The following is an 18,441-nucleotide window of genomic DNA, read 5'->3' as shown; positions in this document are numbered from 1 at the left end:
CTTACGGGTTTTCCCGAATCTCATGGATGCAGCATGGCCATGTCTTCCTCCTCCTGCCTGTCGCGTGTTCCCAGTGCCGCCACCTCGCCAGGCGTCGCGGCCGGGCGTTCGCGTTTGTGGGAGCTGGATGCGCTGCGCGGCCTGATGCTGGTGCTGATGCTGTCCACGCATCTGCCCACCAACTTCGGCATCCCGAGCAGCCAGCCGCTGGGCTTCGTGTCGGCCGCCGAGGGCTTCGTCATGCTGTCCGCGTATATGGCCGGGCTGGTCTATACGCAGCGCTATCTGCGCCACGGTATCCAGTCCATGCAGCGTGCCTTCCTGAAGCGCGCGCTGGTGGTGTACGGTTGCCAGGCCGCGTCCCTGCTGTTCCTGTTCACCGTGATCGCCGGGCTGGGCATATCCTTGTCGCAGCCGGCGGTGCAGAACCTGATCTGGTTCTATCTGCAGCAGCCCCTCACGGCCCTGCTGTCCAGCCTGGCCCTGATCTACAACCCGCCCTTGCTGGACATCCTGCCGGTCTACGTGCTGTTCATGCTGGCCAGTCCTTTCGTGCTGACCTACGGCCTGCGCCACGGCTGGCGCGCGATACTGATCCTGAGCGGCGTGCTGTGGTTCGCGACGCAGTTCGAACTGTCGCGCTTCCTGTACGGCGGGGTCGTGGCGATGACCGGCCTGCCGGTGCCATTCCGCGAAACCGGCGCGTTCGAAACCTTCGGCTGGCAGCTGCTGTGGGTATTCGGCCTGTGGCTGGGTTCGACGCACGCCCGCATACCGCCGGAAGAACGGCGGCCGATCCCGTCGCCCGTGGTGTTCGGCGCGGCGGTGATCGCCGGCACCTTCTTTATCTGGCGGCATATTGCCGGCCTGGGCGCCTTCCCCGACGGCAATCCCTTCAATTTCCTGTTCGACAAGTGGCACCTGGGCATCCTGCGCCTGTTGAACTTCATGTCGCTGGTGGTGCTGGCGATGCATTTCAGCGGCTGGCTGAAGGCGCGGCTGCCGCGCATAGGCTTGCTGGAAACCCTGGGCCGGGCATCGCTCTCGGTGTTCTGCGCCCACCTGGTCATCGTCCTGATGGTGCTGACCATCATCGGCGAGCCCTCCCCGGACCGCCCGCTCTGGCGGGACTTGCTGCTGTATTGCGGCAGCGTGCTGGCGCTTTACGTGGTGGCGCGCCTGGTCGGGGACAACAAAACGCGGCGGGCCGCCCCGGCCCCGTCCGCGTCGCCGCGTCCGGCCCGGCTTAATTCAGATGGGCCGTAATGATCCGCTTCCATAGCGCGTAGCCCTGCGTGTTCAGGTGCAACTGGTCGTCGCGGAAGAGTTCCGCGCGCGGCTGGCCGGCGGCATTCAGCATCGGCGTATAGATATCGATGAAGTCCGTGTTGCGGGTCTTCAGGGTGTAGTCGCGGATCAGTGCGTTGGCCTGCCGGATCTCCGGCATCAGCGCGGCGCGCGAGGGACTGGGCTTGATGGAAATGTAGGCGATGCGGGTGGCCGGCATGGTTTCGCGCACGCCGTCGACGAACGCCGTGAACGCCTGCAGTACCTGTTCCGGCGTGCGGCCCTCTGCCAGATCGTTGTCGCCGGCATAGACCAGGACCAGGCGAGGCTTGTAGGGCTGCACCAACTGGTGCAGATGACGCGCGCAATCCAGCATCCGCGATCCGCCGAACCCGCGCTTGACCACCACGGGCAGGGACTGGAATTCCGTTTCCAGGCCGTTCCACAGGCGGATCGACGAACTGCCGACAAAAAGCACTCCGCCCGGTGTCGGCGGATGCGCCTGATCAGCGGCGGCGAACGCCGCCAGGCTTTCGGCCCAGCGGTCGTTCGCCGGGCTGACGGCGACGGCTGACCCGGTCACGGGCGCCGCATTCCCCTTGGGTGCCGCAGTGATTGCGGGGCCGGTACCCGGCTGCGCGGCCTGCGCGCGCGCCGCGGACGGCACGCTGCCGCCAGCCAGCGCGACAGCGGCCGTCAGGGCCGCCGCCAGCAACGCGCAGGTACGTCGAGAAGCCATCCGGATACGTATTGTCTGTAGTCGGGAACAATTCAGCGCAATCATGCGGCCTTTCTCGGCCGGGATGTATTAGCGCTTCCCCGAACCGCCCCGCGGAAGGGGATTTTGTGGCGCCGGCGCGACGGCTGCGCCAGGGTGGTGCCGCCCCCGCCGGCCGAGGCACCAGCGTCGGGCGCGCCCGGCGCACGATGTCGGCGCACGTTGCGCGCCGCGAGAGCTCCCCAAAACGCCGGTCGCGCCGGGAAAGCGGTCCACTGTTCTGCCTATCGGAATTGGCATGGGTTTTGCATTCTCTCTGTGGCAAGGAGAGTGCATCCAATGTCCCTGATTCCGCCTTCGGCCTCCACGCCGGTCCAATTGAGCATACGCGAGGTTCGCAAGTCCTTTCCCGGCAAGGGGGGCGCCGTGCAGGTGCTGGACGGCCTTAGCTTCGATATCTACGAGAAAGACTTCGTCAGCATCATCGGCCCCAGCGGCTGCGGAAAATCGACCATCTTCAACATCATCGCCGGCCTGCTGCAGGCCGACAGCGGCCAGTTGATCTATCGCGGCGAAGCCGTCTCCAGCATGCGCGGGCGGGTCGGCTACATGATGCAGAAGGACCTGCTGTTCCCGTGGCGTACCGTGCTGGAGAACGTGCTGCTGGGGTTGAAGATCCGCGGGGTGGCCGAACGGGAAGCCGTGGATACGGCGCGCGAATACCTGTCCACCTTCGGCTTGTCCGGTTTCGAAAAAGCCTATCCGCAAACGCTGTCCGGCGGTATGCGCCAGCGGGTGGCGCTGATGCGCACGCTGATCATGGATCCCGACATCCTGCTGCTGGACGAACCGTTTTCCGCGCTGGACTACCAGACGCGGCTGTATCTCGAAAGCGTCCTGCTGGAAGCCGTGGAGACTTTCCACAAAACCGTCATCCTGGTGACCCATGACGTGGACGAGGCGGTCGCGCTGTCGCGCCGCGTGGTCGCCCTCAGCGGCAGGCCGACGCGGGTAAAGAACGTGCACCACATCGATATCGAGCGCGGCAGTCCCGTCGAGGCGCGGGCCGACCGCCGCTTCTCGGAATACTTCCATACCCTGTGCGGCGAGCTGGATATCCAGACCCGGAAGAAGGCGGCCTGATCATGTCATCGATACCTCAACGTACCGGCGTGCCAGCGCCCCAGGGCGGGGCCGCGGCTTCCACGGCGACGCCACGCAACACGATGGCCGGCGCGGCCGATGCATCGGCCAAGCCGCGCCGCCGCATATTCGATACGGCGGCGGGGCGCGGCCTGCTGCAATTGCTGGCCGTGCTGGTTTTCTTCCTGGTATGGGAGGCCGGCGTCCGGCTGGGCTGGATATCCGAGTTCCTGATCGGCAAGCCCAGCGGCATCTGGGCGATTTTCATCAAGAGCATGATGGACGGTTCGCTGTTGTGGGATACCGGCTATACGCTGTTCGAGGCGCTGCTGGGCTTTGTCGCCGGCACGGCGATCGGCTCGGTCCTGGGGCTGGCCATGTGGTATTCGGTGTTCGTCGCGCGGCTGGTGGAGCCGTTCATCGTGGCGATCAATAGCGTGCCGAAGATCGCGCTCGCGCCGATCGTGCTGCTGTGGTTCGGCACGGGCCTGGTTTCCAAGGTGGCGCTGGTCATATCGATGACGGCGGTGGTGGCGCTGATCGCGGCCTACCAGGCGGCGAAGGACGCCGACAAGGATCTGCAGGCGCTGCTGTATTCGATGGGCGGCAGCAAGCACCAGATCTTCTACGGCGTTATCGTGCCTTCCGCGCTGCCGGCCATCATCGCGAATTTCCGCATCAATATCGGCCTGGGCCTGGTGGGCGCGGTCGTCGGCGAATTCATTTCATCCAAGTATGGCCTCGGCCATCTCATTTACACCGCATCCAGCCTGTACGACCTGAACTCGGTGTGGGTCGGCCTGTTCGTGCTGATGCTGGTGGGCTTCCTGCTGTATCACGCGATCGATGCGCTGGAACGCAACCTCCTGCCGTGGAAGTCCGACGACGGCCGGCCGCATATCCAGGTGTAAAGCGATTCCCCCCCGCGCGCCGCCAGGGGCTGCGCGCGTTCTTCACATTGCCCCCTTCGGAGGTTGCAAGTCATGCGTTTTTCCAAGAGTCGCCTGGCCGGGCTGCTGGTCGCCGCGTCGCTGGCCATCGTGGCCGCTCCGGCATCGGCCCAGGTCAAGAAGGTTACCGTTTCGCAGGCGTTCCAGTCGATGCTGTACCTGCCTTTGTACGTCGCGATGGACCAGGGCTTTTTCAAGCAGCAGGGTCTGGAGGTAAACAAGGAGAGCGCCGGCTCGCCGACGGCCGCGCTATCCGCGGTGCTGTCGGGCAGCGCGCAGTTTTCCGTGCACGGCCCCGAGTGGACCGCCATTGCCGCGTCCAAGGGCGCGAAGGTGGGCATTATCAGCAACGTGGTCAACGGCGCGGCCGTCTACATCGCCACTACGCCGGACTTCCACTTCGATGGCGTGAAAAGCCTGAAAGGCCAGAAGGTGGTGACCGGCCTGATGCCGACCACCAGCACGTCGCTGTTCATCAAGCTGTTGAAGGAAAACGGCATGAACGCGGACAAGGACGTCGACATGATCCAGGTGCAGACGGGCTCGGAAGCAGGCCCCTTCCTGGGCGGGCAGGCGAAGGTCGCGGTGCTCTATGAGCCGGGGCTGGACCAGGTCGCCGCGCAGGGAATGAAGGTGGTGCTCGGCTTTCCCAAGCAGTACGGCCCCTATGCGTTCTCGTCGGTGACCGCGCGTTCCGATGTGGACCCGGATGCCGCGCAGCGCCTGGTCAATGGCATGGAGCTGGCCCTGCGCTTCATGCAGACCAACCATGACCAGACGATCAAGATCGCCTTGAAAGAGTTCCCCACGCTGGACCCCAAGGTGGTGACCAACGCCGTGAACCGCATGCTGGCGGACAACGTCTATCCCAAGAGTGTCGAAACGACGGCGGAGGCATTCAAGACGGGCATGGATACGCAGATCGCCCTGGGCAACCTGAAGGCGCAGCCCGACTACGCGACCTTTGTCGTACCGACGTATGTGAAGAAAGCCCTCGCGCTGCCCCGATAGGCCGATGCCATGACGATGACCGCTCCCGCATTACCCGGCCTGCTTGAAGCCCTGCGCGGCTTCGAGGCCGGCACCCTGAGCCGCGATGCCTACCTGCAGGCCTGCGCGGCGCGCGCCGACGAGTGCGAGCCCTGGCTCAAGGCCTTCGTCACGCGCGTACCCACGGCCCAGTTGACGGCCGCCGCGGACGGCCCCCTGGCCGGTATTCCCGTCGGCGTGAAAGACATCATCGCCACGGCAGGGCTGCGTACCACCAACGGGTCGGCGATTTTCGCGGACCACGTGCCGGTGGAGGACGCGGCCATCGTCACCGCCATCAAGCGCCTGGGCGGCACGGTGTTCGGCAAAACCGTCACGACGGAGTTCGCGTTCCGCCATCCGGGACCGACGGTCAACCCCTGGAACGCCGCGCATACGCCGGGCGGGTCGTCCAGCGGCTCCGCCGCCGCGGTGGCCGCCGGCATCGTTCCCCTGGCGCTGGGCACCCAAACCATGGGGTCCATCGTGAGGCCGGCGGCCTATTGCGGCGTCGTCGGCTTCAAGGCCAGTTTCGGCGCCGTCCCGCGCGAGGGTGTGCATCCGCTATCGGGTTCCCTCGATCATGTCGGTTTCATGGCGCGCAGCGTCGACGATGTGGCGTATGCCCTGGCGCTGCTGGGGGATCCCGGTTATGCGCTGGCTGACGGCGCGGACCTGGCCGCGCTGCGCATCGATCCCCAGCGCGGGCTTGCGCCCTTGCCCTCGCCGTCGCTCGCGCTGGTATGCGCGCCGGACTGGCACAAGGTCGGCGCCGAGCAGAAGGCCGTGCTTGAACAGGTGATCGCCAAACTGCGGCGCTCCGGCGCCTCGGTCGAGGAGGTGATCGTGCCCGAGATCGGTGCCCCCACGCTGGAGTCGCTGCGGCACATCCTGGGACGCGAGGCGCTGGATATCTATGGCGATCTCGTCGCGCGCTATCCCGAGCGCGCCAGCGCGCCGCTCAAGGGCCTGGTCGAGGAGTCCCGCGCGGTGACGCAGGCCGCCTACGTGACCGCGCGGCGCACGCAGCGTGAACTGCGCGCCGCCTTGTCCACGCGCCTGTCGGGCTACGACGCCGTCCTGACGGTTCCCGCCAGCGGGGAGGCGCCCCAAGGCCTGCACGACACCGGCGATGCATCCTGGTGCGCGCCCTGGACCTTCCTGGGGTTTCCCGCGCTGACGGTGCCGGCGGGACGATCCGCGCGCGGCTTGCCGCTCGGCGTGCAGGTGGTGGGCACATACGGGCGCGATGTGCCGGCCCTGCGCGTGGCCCGATGGATCGAGCTGGTGCTGGCTGGCCAGGCTTGATCCGCCCGCCCGGTCAGCGCGCTTCCGGCGGCAGCGGCAGCGGGTCGCCGGCGCCGGTGCGCTCCACGATAAGCCGGTAGTGCTGTGGGCTGCGGTGCTTGGCGAAATTGAAGACGTGCTGGCGGAAGGTCGCGCCCAGGTCCAGGTCGATCTGCGCCGTGATGACCTCGTCTTCCTCGCCGCTGGCGCGCGCCACGATTTCGCCGGACGGGGCCACGATCATGGAGCTGCCGATCATGTGGAACCCGTCTTCCGAGCCGCACTTGGCGGCCGCGCCGATCCACACCGCGTTCTGGTAGGCGCTGGCCTGCAGCACGATTTCATGGTGGAAGGTGCGCAGGTGCACAGGCTCGGTCCAGTGGATATTCCAGGACGGCGTGTTGTAGCCCAGCACGATCAGCTCGGCGCTTTGCAGCGACATCGCGCGCCAGGTCTCGGGCCAGCGGCGGTCGTTGCAGATGCACATGCCGACATTGACGTCCTGCGTATTCCAGACGGGAAAGCCCAGATCGCCGACCTCGAAGAATTTCTTTTCCAGGTGCTGGAAGGGCGCGTCCGGCTTGTGGTCGTCATGGCCGGGCAGGTGTACCTTGCGGTACTTGCCGACGACCTTGGCTGCGCGGTCCACCAGGACCGCCGTATTGAAGCGGCGTCCGTCCGGCGTCAGCTCGGCATAGCCCAGGTAAAAGCCCACGCCCAGCTCGCGCGCGGCGTCGAACAGCGGCTGCACGTCGGCATTGGGCATGGCGCGTTCGAAATAGCGTTCCACCGCCTCTTCTTCCGTCATCCAATAGCGGGGGAAGAAGGTGGTCAGGGCCAGTTCGGGAAAGACCACGAAAGTCGCCTGGCGCGCTGCGGCCTCGCGCAGCATGTCGACCAGCCGCTTGACGACGGCCTGGCGCGAGTCGGCCAGGTGGACCGGCCCCATTTGGGCGACGGCCAATCCGAACTTGCGGGCGCGGGATGTCTGGGACATGGGGAAGGGCTCCGGAAAAGAGGGGGGTGGACGCGAAGTCCGGCGGCCGGCCCCCGCGCATGATCCTGCTGCGATTCAGACGCAATGCGCGCATGATGCGCGAAGGCGCCCGCCGACGGAACCCGGGCGATTGCGCGCCCGTTTGCGGCGCAGCATTGGCGCCGTCCTTGCAAGTCGCTGATATGCAAGGCTTTTGTCCGGCCGGCGCGGTGCCTTGCCGGGCCCGGACATAACGTGGCCTTATAGGCGCCGCACAAATCTCGATGGCATCGCGGCGACGCGCGGTCTATTCGCTGCGCTGGTAGCGCGGGTCCGGGCCGGAGTGATAGTGCGTGACGCGGTCGCCGCGCGGGCCGAAGTAGACGTACATGACGGAATGCCAGCGTCCGTCCAGGACGTAGTAGTACGACCAGACCACCTCATGCTTCTCGCCCAGGCCGACCGCGCCGACCCTGGCGGGCGGACCGAATTCGCAGCGCACCTCGGCGGGCGTCCAATCGCCCTGGCGCAGCCGCTCGAAGTGTTCGGGCGACATCAGGTCTTGCATGCGCACCGCGCGTCCCTGTGCGTCCAGGTCGGTGCCCCAGGCGTCGCTGCCGGACGGCAATTGCGACCAGACCACCCGCCGGGTGCCGTCGGGCCGGGTGCAGGTATAGGTGGGGGCGCCATAGCGGGATTGCATATCGGCCAGCGGCATGCCGGGCGGCGTATTGGCGATATTGGCGCAGCCGGTCAGCAGACCGGCGATAAACAGAGCGGCGGCGCGGGTGAGCCGGTAGGGGCGGATCATGGCGGTTTCCTGCGGATAGCCCAAGGGGCGTTAGCCAGCTCGGCGCGGGCCGGGCCTGTATGGCAACGGCGGGCCGCGCGGGGGGCTGGCGGCTCGAGCTTAACGCCGGGACGCCTCGTTTTTCCATCCGTTTTTCGCTTCATCGGGATTGCGCCAGCCAGACGCAGGCATGCAGGGCCAGCCCGATCAAACCGCCCACCACCATGCCATTGAAGCGGATGTACTGCAGGTCGCGGCCTATGCTGAGCTCCAGTTCGTCGACGAACTGGCGTTCGTCCCAGTTGCGCACGGTCTGCGAGATGTGGTCCGTGATGCCCTGGCGCAACCCGGCCGCCAGGCGTTCCGCGCCGGCCAGCACGTGCTGGTTGATCGCATCGCGCAGCGCCGGGTCCGAGCCCAGGTTGCGGCCCAGGGCCGTGAGGGTGCCCGTCAGGTGCCGGCCCAGGGCCGAATCGCTGCTGGCCAGATCGCGCCGCAGGGCGTCGCGCACCTCGTCCCAGATGCCCTGTACGTATTCGCGCACCTGCTCGTGCGCGATGACGTTTTCCTTGATCTGCGCCACCTGGCGTTGCAGGTCCGGGTCGTCGCGCAACCGCGCCATATAGCCGCCCAGCCAAATCTCGTAGTCGCGCCGCAGCGGGTGATCGGGCTGCGCCAGTACATCGTGCAGCTCGTCCAGCAGCGCCCGCGCCAGGCGGTCGGCCAACGTATCGGCGATGTCGTCCACCGGCTTGACCAGGTTCAATGCCTTGGCCATGCGTGGCCATTCCTTGCGCGCGTATTTCACCATCAGGGCCGACGCGCGGTCCTTCATCTGTTCGCCCTGCAGGTAGGCGGCCAGGCGCTTCAGCGCTTCATCCAGCAAGGCATGATGGCGTCCGTCGCGCGCCAGCAGGTCGAAGAGCTCGCCCGCGGTCTGCGCCGCATTCCATTCGCGCAGCCGCCGCACGACGAAGCCGTGTATGCCTTCGCGCACCGCCTGTTCGTCCATCAGGTCCATCGCGCGCAGCGCCCACGCGCGGGCCGTGCCCGCCACCACCTGGGCCTGGCGGGGATCGCTCAGCCACTGGCCCAGGCGCGCGGCCGGGTCGAACACGCGCAGGCGTTCCAGCAGCGAAACCGGGTCCAGGAAGTGATCGCGCACGAATACCGCCAGGTTGTCCGCGATGCGGGCCTTGTTGGAAGGAATGATGGCCGTGTGCGGAATCGGCAGGCCCAGCGGCCGGCGAAACAGCGCCACCACCGCGAACCAGTCCGCCAGCGCGCCTATCGTCGCCGCTTCGCAGAAGGCGCGCACCCATGCCCACGTGCCTTGGGCCCCCATCGCGTAGCTGACGGCCACGCCGGCCAGTGTCGCGGCCAGCGACGCGAGGGCCAGGGTTTTCATGCGGCGCAGGGATGTCCGGCGGGAATCGGCAGGCAACGACGGGTCTCCGGGGGCAGGGCGGGTGGGGGTGTTTGGGTCGGGCGGCAATGCGGTTAGTATCTCTCAGGATGGGCAATGTCCCATCGCCATGGGCAAGCGCCGGTCCCGCGCCGCTTCAGGCAGTACGCCACCGGCGCGGCGGATTCAAAGGAGATAACGCATGAAAGTCGCGGTCATGGGCGCCGGCGCTGTCGGTTGCTACTTCGGGGCCATGCTGGCCCGCGCCGGCCACGAGGTGACACTGATCGGCCGTCCTGTCCATGTAGAGGCCGTCCGTGCCAAGGGCCTGTTCCTGGATACCCGGGCCTTCCAGGCCCATGTGCCCATGAAGGCCGATACCGCGCCCGAGGCGGCTGGCGGCGCCGACGTGGTCCTTTTCTGCGTCAAGTCCGCCGACACCGAAACCGCCGGGCGGGCGCTGGCGCCTTATCTCGGGCGCGACACGCTGGTGCTCAGTCTGCAGAACGGGGTGGACAACGCGCAGCGTCTGCAGGCCATCCTGCCGCAGACGGTGGTCCCCGCCGTCGTCTACGTCGCCACCGAGATGGCCGGCCCCGGGCACGTCAGGCACCACGGACGCGGCGAGCTGGTCATCGGCAACTCCGGCGCCAGCCAGCGCTTCGCCGACGAATGCGCGGCCGCCGGTGTGCCGGTCGATATCTCGGATAACGTCATCGGCGCGCTGTGGGCCAAGCTGATCGTCAACTGCGCCTACAACGCCCTGTCGGCCATTGCCCGCATGCCCTACGGGGACCTGTACCAGGGCGAGGGCGTGCAGCAAGTCATGCGCGATGTCGTGCACGAATGCCTGGCCGTGGCCCAGGCCGAAGGTGTCGACGTCCCGGGCGACAGCTGGGCCGCCGTGTTGAAGATCGTCGAAACCATGCCGACCCAGTTCTCGTCGACCGCGCAGGACATGGCGCGCGGCAAGCCGACGGAAATCGACTATCTGAACGGCTACATCGAACGCAAAGGGCGCGAGCGGGCGATCGCCACACCGGTCAACCGCACGCTGCATGCCCTGGTCAAGCTGCTGGAACGCCGGGCGGCATCCTAGCGCTATCGGCGCGCAAACCGGCCTCGGCGAGGCCCGGTTTTTCGCGCACGCGTTCCTGTGTATCAGGCAAACAACCGGGCGGCGGTGCGCGCCACCAGGGCGCCCTGGTGGCGGGCGCCGTCCAGGTCGATGGGGCCCGGCTGGCGGGAACCGTCGCCGCCGGCGATCGTCGTCGCCCCGTACGGAGCGCCGCCGACGATCTGCGCGACATTCATCTGGCCCTGGTGGCTATAGGGCAGGCCCACGATGACCATGCCGAAGTGCAGCAGGTTGGTGATGATGGAGAACAACGTCGTTTCCTGGCCGCCGTGCTGCGTCGCGGTCGAGGCGAAGGCGGCGCCCACCTTTCCGTTCAGCGCGCCACGCGCCCACAGGCCGCCAGTCTGGTCCAGGAAGGCCGCCATCTGCGACGACATCCGGCCGTAGCGCGTACCCGTGCCGATCACGATCGCGTCGTAGCCTTCCAGTTCCTCTACGGTGGCCACGGGGGCTTGCTGGTCCAGCTTGAAATGCGCCGCCTTGGCGATGCTTTCCGGCACCGTTTCGGGCACGCGCTTGACGTCGACCTGGGCGCCTTCGCCGCGCGCGCCTTCCGCAATGGCATACGCCATCTGCTCGGTATGTCCGTAAGAGGAATAGTAGAGAACGAGAACCTTGGCCATTGCTTATCCTTGCCGTTGATCGATGATGCGGCGGCCGGGAAGGTCCACCGTTGCGGCAAGGTTAAAAGGCTCAGTCTCTATAGAGAAGCCTATATGTTTCGATGGAATCCATCTGTCTGGGCGATGGGTGTGGCGCGGGGGGCTTGCCCACGGCGGCGGAGTGCGTCCTGTCGCAGTCCCGCACGGCGGGGCCGGGTATCCGCAATGACGAAAGCTGTCCCGCGCTACCGCGCGCCCGCGCAACGCGCCCGCGCGGCGTCCAGGCTGACGGCGGCGGCCCGCAGCCGCGCCGCCTGCTGGTCGCTGGCCTGCGGCAGGGTGCCGGAAGCGAAGGCCAGCACCACGTTGTCCGGCATGGTGGCCGCATAGGTCTGGCCGACGCAGGAACAATAGCTTTCCCAGTTGCCCGGCGACCGGGGCGCATAAGGATCCAGCTGGGGTTTGCGCTGCAGCAGCGAGCGGCATTGCTGCACATTGGCCGGCACCAGCTTCTGCCGCATGGCGGCCAGGCCGGCCGGTGCCGGCGTATCGGCGCGGGAATCGCCCGGCCAGCCCAGCACCGCGCCGGCCAGCACGCAGCCGCCCAGGCCGGCAAGCAGGCGGAGAAAGCCCTTGGAGATCCGGCGGAAGGGATCGCCGGCGGGGATATGGCTGGGCATCGTGGTCATGACTCACCGTGCGAAAACGCCCGCGGGGATGGCGGGTATCGCTATTGTGGAGAGCCCGGACCGCGCAACAAACCGCAAACAAGCCGGCATATGGGCCGCTGATCGGCCTTAAGCGGCGCGGTCGTCGCGCTGTAATAAAGACAAGGGCAAGGAGACAAGAATGTTCGGTTTCATCACGGGCGCGCTGCCCGGTACGAGGCGGCATGGCGTCGTCGACGCTGGAGAACTCTCGGCGCTGCACCGCTCGCACGCCGTGATCGAGTTCGATCTGGAAGGCAATATCCTGCGCGCGAACGACAACTTCCTGTTGCTGTTCGGTTATGAAGCCGAAGAGGTGCTGGGCCGCCATCACAGCATGTTCGTCGATCCCGCCGAACGCGGCGCGCCCGCCTATGCGGCGTTCTGGCAGCGGCTCGCCGACGGGGCATTCCAAAGCGGCCGCTATCGGCGCTACGCGCGCGACGGCCGCGCGCTCTGGCTGCAGGCCAGCTACACGCCGGTCCTCGATCGCCATGGCCGTCCCGTCAAGGTGGTGAAGATCGCCACGGACGTCAGCGCCGAACAGCGCCGCGCCGACGACGCGGCGGGGCAACTGGCCGCGATTTCGAAGGTGCAGGCCATCATCGAGTTCGAACTGGACGGCACCATCATCCGCGCCAACCGCCTGTTCCTGGACGCGCTGGGCTACGACGAGGACGAAGTGGTGGGCCGCCATCACAGCATGTTCGTCATGCCCGAGGAAAGGCAGTCTCCGGCCTACCGGGAGTTCTGGCGCCGCCTGGGTGCCGGGATGAACGACACCGGCCGCTATCTGCGCGTCGGCAAGGGCGGTCGCGAGGTGTGGATCGAGGCCAGCTACAACCCTATCCTGGACGCCGCGGGCCAGCCCTTCAAGGTGGTCAAGTTCGCCACCGACACCACCCGCCGCTTCCTTGCCGCCCGGCAGTTGGGCAAAGCGGTGGAGGGTCTGACCGAAAACGCCGGGCGTGCCTCCCAGGCCAATACGCTGGCGGTGGAGGCCGTCGGCATTGCGGAGGCCGGCGGCCGCACGGTAAGCGACGTGGTGCGGACCATGGGCGCCATCACCGATAGTTCGCGCCGCATCGCCGACATCATCGGCGTGATGGATGGCGTGGCGTTCCAGACCAACATCCTGGCCCTGAACGCCGCGGTGGAAGCCGCCCGCGCGGGCAACCATGGCAAGGGCTTCGCCGTCGTGGCGGCGGAAGTCCGCAATCTCGCGCAGAACAGCGCCTCCGCCGCCAAGGAAATCAAAGCGCTGATCCAGACGTCGGTCCAGCAGATCGAACAGGGCGCGGCGCTGGTACAGGCTGCGGGCGGCACGATGGAGGACATCGTCGCCTCGTCGCGGCGCGTCACCGGCATCATGGCCGAGGTCGTGGATGCATCCCTGGCGCAGTCGCGCACCCTGGGCGCGGTGACGGATACCCTGACCGAGTAATCGCGTCGGGCATGCACTCCCGTCGGGGGGCGGCGGATACAATGCCCACACGCCACCGCACCGGGCCAGGGAGACTGCCATGTCGTACATGTTGCTTATCGTCGAACCGCGCGGCCAGCGCGCGCAGCGTACCGAGGCCGAAGGCCGCCAGGTCTACGACCAGATGCGCCGCTTCGCCGAAGACCTGCAATCGCGCGGCAAGCTGCTCGCCTGCGATTCGCTCGCCGGCGACGACGAAGGCACGCGGGTCCAGGTGCGCGAAGGACGCGCGCGCCTGACCGACGGCCCCTTCGCCGAGGCCAAGGAAATGGTCGGCGGGTTTTTCCTGCTGGATTGCCAGACCCGCGAGGAAGCGCTGGCCATCGCCGCCGAATGCCCCGCCGCCGCCTGGAGTACCGTCGAAGTCCGCCGCGTCGCGCCCTGCTACGAATAACAGGCCCCGCCGTGCCGGACATCGCCCCCGTGCTGGGGTTTTCCCGCAAGCTTCCCCATCCCTGTCGAAAGCGCGCCGCGTCGCCCGTCGTACAGGCGTGGACCGGCACGCGGCCGAGCCGCGCGGCGATGGGAGGCATTCATGCGATTTCAGGCCATGCAACGCTGCCCGACGGCGGCACGGGGATGCGATGAGCCCGCTATCCACGCATGCCGCCATCGATGCGGTGTGGCGCGCGGAAGCCGCGAAGGTCATCGCCGGTGTCGCCCGGCTGGTGCGGGATGTGGGCCTGGCCGAAGACTTCGCCCAGGATGCGCTGGTCGCGGCGCTCGAGCATTGGCCGCGTACCGGTGTGCCGGATAATCCGGGGGCGTGGCTGATGACGACGGCGAAGCATCGCGCATTGGACCGCCTGCGACAGGATGCTCTGCACGCGCGCAAGCAGGACCAGTTGGCGCAGGATATGGATGCCCTGGAAACCAGCGTGGAGCCCGACTTCGTCGACGCGCTGGACGCGGCGCGCCAGGACGATATCGGCGACGACCTGCTGCGCCTGATCTTTACCGCCTGCCATCCGGTGCTTTCCATGGACGCCCGCGTGGCCCTGACCTTGCGCCTGCTGTGCGGCTTGACCACCGATGAAATCGCGCGTGCCTTCCTGGTGGGCGAACCCACCATCGCGCAGCGCATCGTGCGCGCCAAGCGCACCTTGTCCAAGGCGGCGGTTCCCTTCGAAGTGCCGCCGCCGCATCTGCGCGCGCAACGGCTGGCCTCGGTGCTGGAAGTGATCTACCTGGTCTTCAACGAAGGCTATGCCGCGACCGCGGGCGACGACTGGATGCGGCCGGCCTTGTGCCGCGAGGCCATCCGGCTGGGCGGCGTGCTGGCCGGGCTTGCGCCGGACGAGAGCGAAGTGCATGGCCTGGTGGCCTTGATGGAGTTGCAGGCATCGCGCCTGCCCGCGCGGGTGGATGCGCACGGCGCGCCCGTATTGCTGGCGGACCAGGATCGTGGACGCTGGGACCATGGGCAGATCCGCCGGGGGCTGGATGCGCTGGCGCGTGCCGAAGCGCTGGGCGGGCAGGGGCCCTATGCGTTGCAGGCGGCCCTGGCGGCCTGCCATGCGCGCGCGTCGACGGCCGCGCAGACCGATTGGGCGCGCATCGTGGCCTTGTACGACGTGCTGATGCGGGTCGCGCCATCGCCGGTGGTCGCCTTGAATCGCGCCGTTGCGGTGGGCATGGCGCAAGGGCCGGCCGCCGCCCTGCCACTGGTGGAAGCGCTGGGCGAGGAGCCCGCGCTGCGCCAGTATCCCTGGCTGCCCAGCGTGCGCGGCGACCTGTTGGCGCGTCTGGGGGACAGGACACGGGCGCGCGCGGCTTTCGAAGAGGCCGCCGCCATGACGCGCAATACGCGCGATCGCGACATGCTGCTGGCGCGGGCGCGCGCGCTCGATGAGGGCGGCTAGGCGTCGACGATACCCCGGAAAAACGACGGCCGCGCTAGGCGGCCGTGCGGGGGCGCGTCCAGCCGGCAGGCCGGCTGGCGTGGCGGTGGCTCAGTGGCCGGTGGAGTCGCCGCGGCGGCTGGTCTCGAACAGGAACCAGGTGCGCTGCTCCGTCTCGTCGATCCAGTTTTCGATCAGGCTGGCGGTGGCGATGTCGCGGTGCTCGTCGCACAGATCGTGCACTTCGCGCATGAACGCCGTCAGGCTCTTGTTATCGTCCTGCAGCTCGGCCAGCATGTCCAGGGGCTGTACGTAGTCCGCATCGTTGTCCAGCAGGCGCTGCGTGCGCGCGATGTGGCCGATCGACTTCAGCGTCGGGCCGCCCAGCTTGCGGATACGTTCGGCGATCATGTCCGTCATCGCGAAGATTTCCGTCGCCTGGTCGTCCAGCAGCAGATGGTAATCGCGGAAGTGCGGGCCGCTGACATGCCAATGGAAATTCTTGGTTTTCAGGTAGAGCGCGAAGACGTCCGCCAGTAGGCGATTCAGCGCGCCGCCGATATCGCGCGTCCCTTCGGAGGAGAGGTCCGACGGGGTCGCCAAAGGCGCCATGCGACGCTTTTCGAGACTGCTTTTCTTGGCGGAGTTCTTGGGAGTGCTTGCGGGTTTCTTCATGGATATCACCTGGGAGAAGCCGTCTTGGGAAGGCCCCATCCGGTTGGATGGGTCAAGCGGCAGTCTAGCTCAGGTTTCGCTACCGGAGGGCGCCGCCTTGCGTGCACGCCTCGGACGCGCGGCCGTCTTGCGCGCGGTTCGCGGCTTGGACGCCTTGGCATCGGCGGGCGCTTCATCGTGGATCGCCACGGCCGGCGCCGCTTGCGGCGTATCGGGTGCGAAGGCGGGTAAGGGAGCGTCCATGGCCGAGGCGGGAGGCGGGGTATCCGTGGTCCGCGCGCGCGAGCGTCTGGATGCGGTCGATGTCCTGCCGCCCCTGCCTGCCTTCGCGGCGGGTGCCTCGGCGGCGAAGGGCGATTCCGGCGACGCTTGCGCGTCGCGCGAGGCATCGCGCGACGGCTCGAAGGGAATTTCGAAGGGCATTTCCTGCGGTGCTTCATACGATGCTTCGTGCGGTGCCTGGCGGGTCGCTTCCCGCGTCGTGCCGTGCATCGTTTCGTATGGCGCTTCGTATCCGGATGGGTTGGGCGTGGCGGCTTGCGCGCCTTCCTGCGGCGTGGCAGCAGCCGTCGTCGCGCCGGAGCGGGAGCGGCGGCGGCCGCCCCGCTTGGGCTTGTCCTGCGGTCCTTGCGCGCCAGTCTCCCCAGGCGCTGGCGCGGACGACGCGCCGCCGGTGTCCTGGGCAGCCTGCGGCTGCTGCGACCGGGTATCGCGCGTCCCCGCCTGGACCGGGTATGGCGCCGAGGATGCCTGTTCCCCCGCAACCCCGGTCGACCGGTAGACGTAGGTGCCGGACTTCTCATCGCGGCCCACTTCCAGCAGGCCGCGCGCCTGGGCTTCTTCCAGCAGGTTGCCGAACGCGCGGAAGCCGTAGTACGACTCGTTGAAGTCCGGCTTGCGGCGCTTGATGGCATCCTTCAGCGCCGAGGCCCATATCTTGCCGCTGTCGCCGCGCTCGGCCACCAGGGCGTCGAAGGTCTCGACCGCGATATCGATGGCCTGGCTCTTGCGGGTGTCGGTGTCTTCCTTGCGCTTGCGGTCATCGCCGCCGCGCCGTCCGCCCGCACCGCTGTCCCGGCCGGCGGCGCGCGCCGACGAACGCGCGTTTTCGCGCACCAGATCGTCGTAGAAGATGAACTCGTCGCAGTTGGCGATCAGCAGATCGGAAGTGGAATGCTTCACGCCGACCCCGATGACATGCTTGGCGTTTTCGCGCAGCTTCGAGACCAGCGGCGAGAAATCCGAATCGCCGCTGATGATCACGAAGGTATTGACGTGCGATTTGGTATAGCAAAGGTCCAGGGCGTCGACCACGAGGCGGATGTCGGCGGAATTCTTGCCCGACTGGCGCACGTGCGGGATTTCGATGAGTTCGAAATTCGCTTCGTGCATCGGCGCCTTGAAGGCCTTGTAGCGATCCCAGTCGCAATAGGCCTTCTTGATAACGATGCTGCCTTTCAGCAGCAGCCGTTCCAGCACGAGGCGGATGTCGAACTTTTCGTAGTTGGCGTCGCGCACGCCCAGCGCGACGTTTTCGAAGTCGCAGAACAGCGCCATGCTGACGTTGTCGTGGGAAGAAATCATCAATACTCCATTGAATTCGTAAAGGTCATCCCCCTTGGGGCCGGCCTATTGGCCGAATGCCAGACGCAGCGCGTGCTCGCGGATGTCGGCCGGCCAGGATGCCATCTGCCGCGACATGGCACGGGCATCGTCGGCGAACAGCGCGCGCGCCGCTTCCTCGAAGCCTTCCATATCGCCGGCCATGGCGGACATGAACCGGTACGCCGCTTCCCGCATGGTGCGTTCCCGCGCGCGGCGGTCGCGCATGCCGGCTTCCACCAGCTTGCGCAAGGCCACCGAAGCGCCGCCGGGTTGCGTATTCAGCCATTCCCAGTGGCGCGGCAGCAGCGTGACCTCGCGCGCGATCACGCCCAGGCGCGGCCTGCCGCGGCCGCGCGGGGTGCGCGATGCCGTGGCGTGGGGGGCGGAAAGGGGGCCGGTGGCAGGCTCCTGCGCCGGCGCGTCCGCCATCGGCTCCGCCGTCGCGGCTTCGCTGGGCGCCTGCGCGCGCGCGGGCCGCGGCAGCCGGGCCAGCACATCGTCGCGGCTGCCGCGCGTATCGATATCCACCACGTGGCCCGTGGTGTCGTCGAAGGTCAGGACGTTGCCGGGCAGGCCGGACGGCGCGTCTTCCAGCGCCGCCTTCACGGCCAGCGCGACATCGGCAAGGGAACCGGCCGCGAGGCGCCGGTGGCCGGCGAAGGCGGTGCAGGGAGTCTGTACGTTCAGTGTCATGGTGGGGCGGACGGGCCGGCCAGTGCAGGCAGGCGCGCGGCGGTGGAGGGCTAAGGTTGGTGAATATTACCCGGATTAAATTTATACGTCCACGACATTCGCATGCCTGGGA

The 18,441-nt window shown here is 67.5% G+C and carries 18 protein-coding genes; 9 read left to right on the top strand and 9 right to left on the bottom strand.

Going from position 1 to position 18,441, the window contains the following annotated elements:
• The first annotated feature begins 39 nt into the window (after positions 1-39).
• A complete protein-coding gene (gene opgC, locus CAL28_RS24155) occupies positions 40-1,266 on the top strand; it encodes an OpgC domain-containing protein (protein WP_094844817.1) in 1,227 nt (408 codons plus the stop codon).
• Here opgC and CAL28_RS24150 read toward each other — a convergent pair.
• Entirely contained in the window at positions 1,247-2,026 is a 780-nt protein-coding gene (locus CAL28_RS24150) for an SGNH/GDSL hydrolase family protein (protein WP_094843690.1), read from the bottom strand. The two genes, opgC and CAL28_RS24150, sit on opposite strands and share 20 nt — an antisense overlap.
• A 318-nt stretch (positions 2,027-2,344) precedes the next feature.
• Between CAL28_RS24150 and CAL28_RS24145 the strand changes: the two genes are divergently transcribed.
• From CAL28_RS24145 to CAL28_RS24130, 4 genes are all read left to right on the top strand, one after another.
• Positions 2,345-3,148, top strand: coding sequence for an ABC transporter ATP-binding protein (locus tag CAL28_RS24145; RefSeq protein ID WP_094843689.1), 804 nt, complete (start codon positions 2,345-2,347; stop codon positions 3,146-3,148).
• A gap of 2 nt (positions 3,149-3,150) precedes the next feature.
• Complete coding sequence (locus CAL28_RS24140; RefSeq protein ID WP_369597685.1) at positions 3,151-4,059, top strand: ABC transporter permease; 909 nt, start codon at positions 3,151-3,153, stop codon at positions 4,057-4,059.
• 72 nt (positions 4,060-4,131) lie between these two features.
• Positions 4,132-5,109 carry an ABC transporter substrate-binding protein gene (locus CAL28_RS24135; protein WP_094843687.1) on the top strand — a complete coding sequence of 326 codons (978 nt, stop codon included), beginning with the start codon at positions 4,132-4,134 and terminating at the stop codon, positions 5,107-5,109.
• A gap of 9 nt (positions 5,110-5,118) precedes the next feature.
• The gene (locus tag CAL28_RS24130; RefSeq protein WP_217906598.1) at positions 5,119-6,435 is read left to right on the top strand and encodes an amidase; all 1,317 of its coding nucleotides are present in this window, start codon (positions 5,119-5,121) and stop codon (positions 6,433-6,435) included.
• Between the two features lie 13 nt (positions 6,436-6,448).
• Here CAL28_RS24130 and CAL28_RS24125 read toward each other — a convergent pair whose 3' ends face one another.
• The 3 genes from CAL28_RS24125 to CAL28_RS24115 form a co-directional block, all read right to left on the bottom strand.
• Entirely contained in the window at positions 6,449-7,411 is a 963-nt protein-coding gene (locus CAL28_RS24125) for an N-carbamoyl-D-amino-acid hydrolase (RefSeq protein WP_094843686.1), read from the bottom strand.
• Positions 7,412-7,697: 286 nt separating this feature from the next.
• A complete protein-coding gene (locus CAL28_RS24120; protein ID WP_094844815.1) occupies positions 7,698-8,201 on the bottom strand; it encodes a hypothetical protein in 504 nt (167 codons plus the stop codon).
• A 139-nt stretch (positions 8,202-8,340) separates the two neighbouring features.
• A complete protein-coding gene (locus tag CAL28_RS24115) occupies positions 8,341-9,588 on the bottom strand; it encodes a DUF445 domain-containing protein (protein WP_094844814.1) in 1,248 nt (415 codons plus the stop codon).
• 199 nt (positions 9,589-9,787) lie between these two features.
• Here CAL28_RS24115 and CAL28_RS24110 point away from each other — a divergent pair, with 199 nt between their 5' ends.
• On the top strand, positions 9,788-10,684 hold the full coding sequence (locus CAL28_RS24110; protein ID WP_094843685.1) for a ketopantoate reductase family protein: 897 nt from the start codon (positions 9,788-9,790) through the stop codon (positions 10,682-10,684).
• Between the two features lie 62 nt (positions 10,685-10,746).
• Here the strand turns inward: CAL28_RS24110 and wrbA are convergent, their stop codons facing one another.
• On the bottom strand, positions 10,747-11,346 hold the full coding sequence (gene wrbA / locus CAL28_RS24105) for an NAD(P)H:quinone oxidoreductase (RefSeq protein WP_094843684.1): 600 nt from the start codon (positions 11,344-11,346) through the stop codon (positions 10,747-10,749).
• Positions 11,347-11,570: 224 nt separating this feature from the next.
• Positions 11,571-12,014 (bottom strand): hypothetical protein, encoded by a 444-nt coding sequence (locus CAL28_RS24100; RefSeq protein ID WP_094843683.1) that lies wholly within the window; start codon positions 12,012-12,014, stop codon positions 11,571-11,573.
• A 160-nt stretch (positions 12,015-12,174) separates the two neighbouring features.
• Between CAL28_RS24100 and CAL28_RS24095 the strand changes: the two genes are divergently transcribed.
• The 3 genes from CAL28_RS24095 (at position 12,175) to CAL28_RS24085 (ending at position 15,377) form a co-directional block, all read left to right on the top strand.
• Positions 12,175-13,476: a methyl-accepting chemotaxis protein gene (locus CAL28_RS24095; protein WP_094843682.1), complete on the top strand. Its 1,302-nt coding sequence runs from the start codon at positions 12,175-12,177 to the stop codon at positions 13,474-13,476.
• Between the two features lie 79 nt (positions 13,477-13,555).
• The gene (locus CAL28_RS24090; protein WP_094843681.1) at positions 13,556-13,909 is read left to right on the top strand and encodes a YciI family protein; all 354 of its coding nucleotides are present in this window, start codon (positions 13,556-13,558) and stop codon (positions 13,907-13,909) included.
• 190 nt (positions 13,910-14,099) lie between these two features.
• Positions 14,100-15,377 carry an RNA polymerase sigma factor gene (locus CAL28_RS24085; protein WP_094843680.1) on the top strand — a complete coding sequence of 426 codons (1,278 nt, stop codon included), beginning with the start codon at positions 14,100-14,102 and terminating at the stop codon, positions 15,375-15,377.
• Between the two features lie 90 nt (positions 15,378-15,467).
• Here CAL28_RS24085 and CAL28_RS24080 read toward each other — a convergent pair whose 3' ends face one another.
• The 3 genes from CAL28_RS24080 to CAL28_RS24070 form a co-directional block, all read right to left on the bottom strand.
• Positions 15,468-16,031: a Dps family protein gene (locus CAL28_RS24080; protein ID WP_094844813.1), complete on the bottom strand. Its 564-nt coding sequence runs from the start codon at positions 16,029-16,031 to the stop codon at positions 15,468-15,470.
• Between the two features lie 69 nt (positions 16,032-16,100).
• Positions 16,101-17,615, bottom strand: a complete 1,515-nt coding sequence (locus CAL28_RS24075; RefSeq protein ID WP_094843679.1) for an NYN domain-containing protein — start codon at positions 17,613-17,615, stop codon at positions 16,101-16,103.
• Between the two features lie 45 nt (positions 17,616-17,660).
• Positions 17,661-18,329, bottom strand: coding sequence for a DUF2239 family protein (locus CAL28_RS24070; protein ID WP_094843678.1), 669 nt, complete (start codon positions 18,327-18,329; stop codon positions 17,661-17,663).
• Positions 18,330-18,441: the final 112 nt, after the last annotated feature.

This window comes from Bordetella genomosp. 11, assembly GCF_002261215.1.
Lineage (GTDB): Bacteria > Pseudomonadota > Gammaproteobacteria > Burkholderiales > Burkholderiaceae_B > Bordetella_C.
The sequence above is the reverse complement of the archived record's forward strand: the minus strand, read 5'-3'. Positions and strand labels throughout refer to the sequence as shown.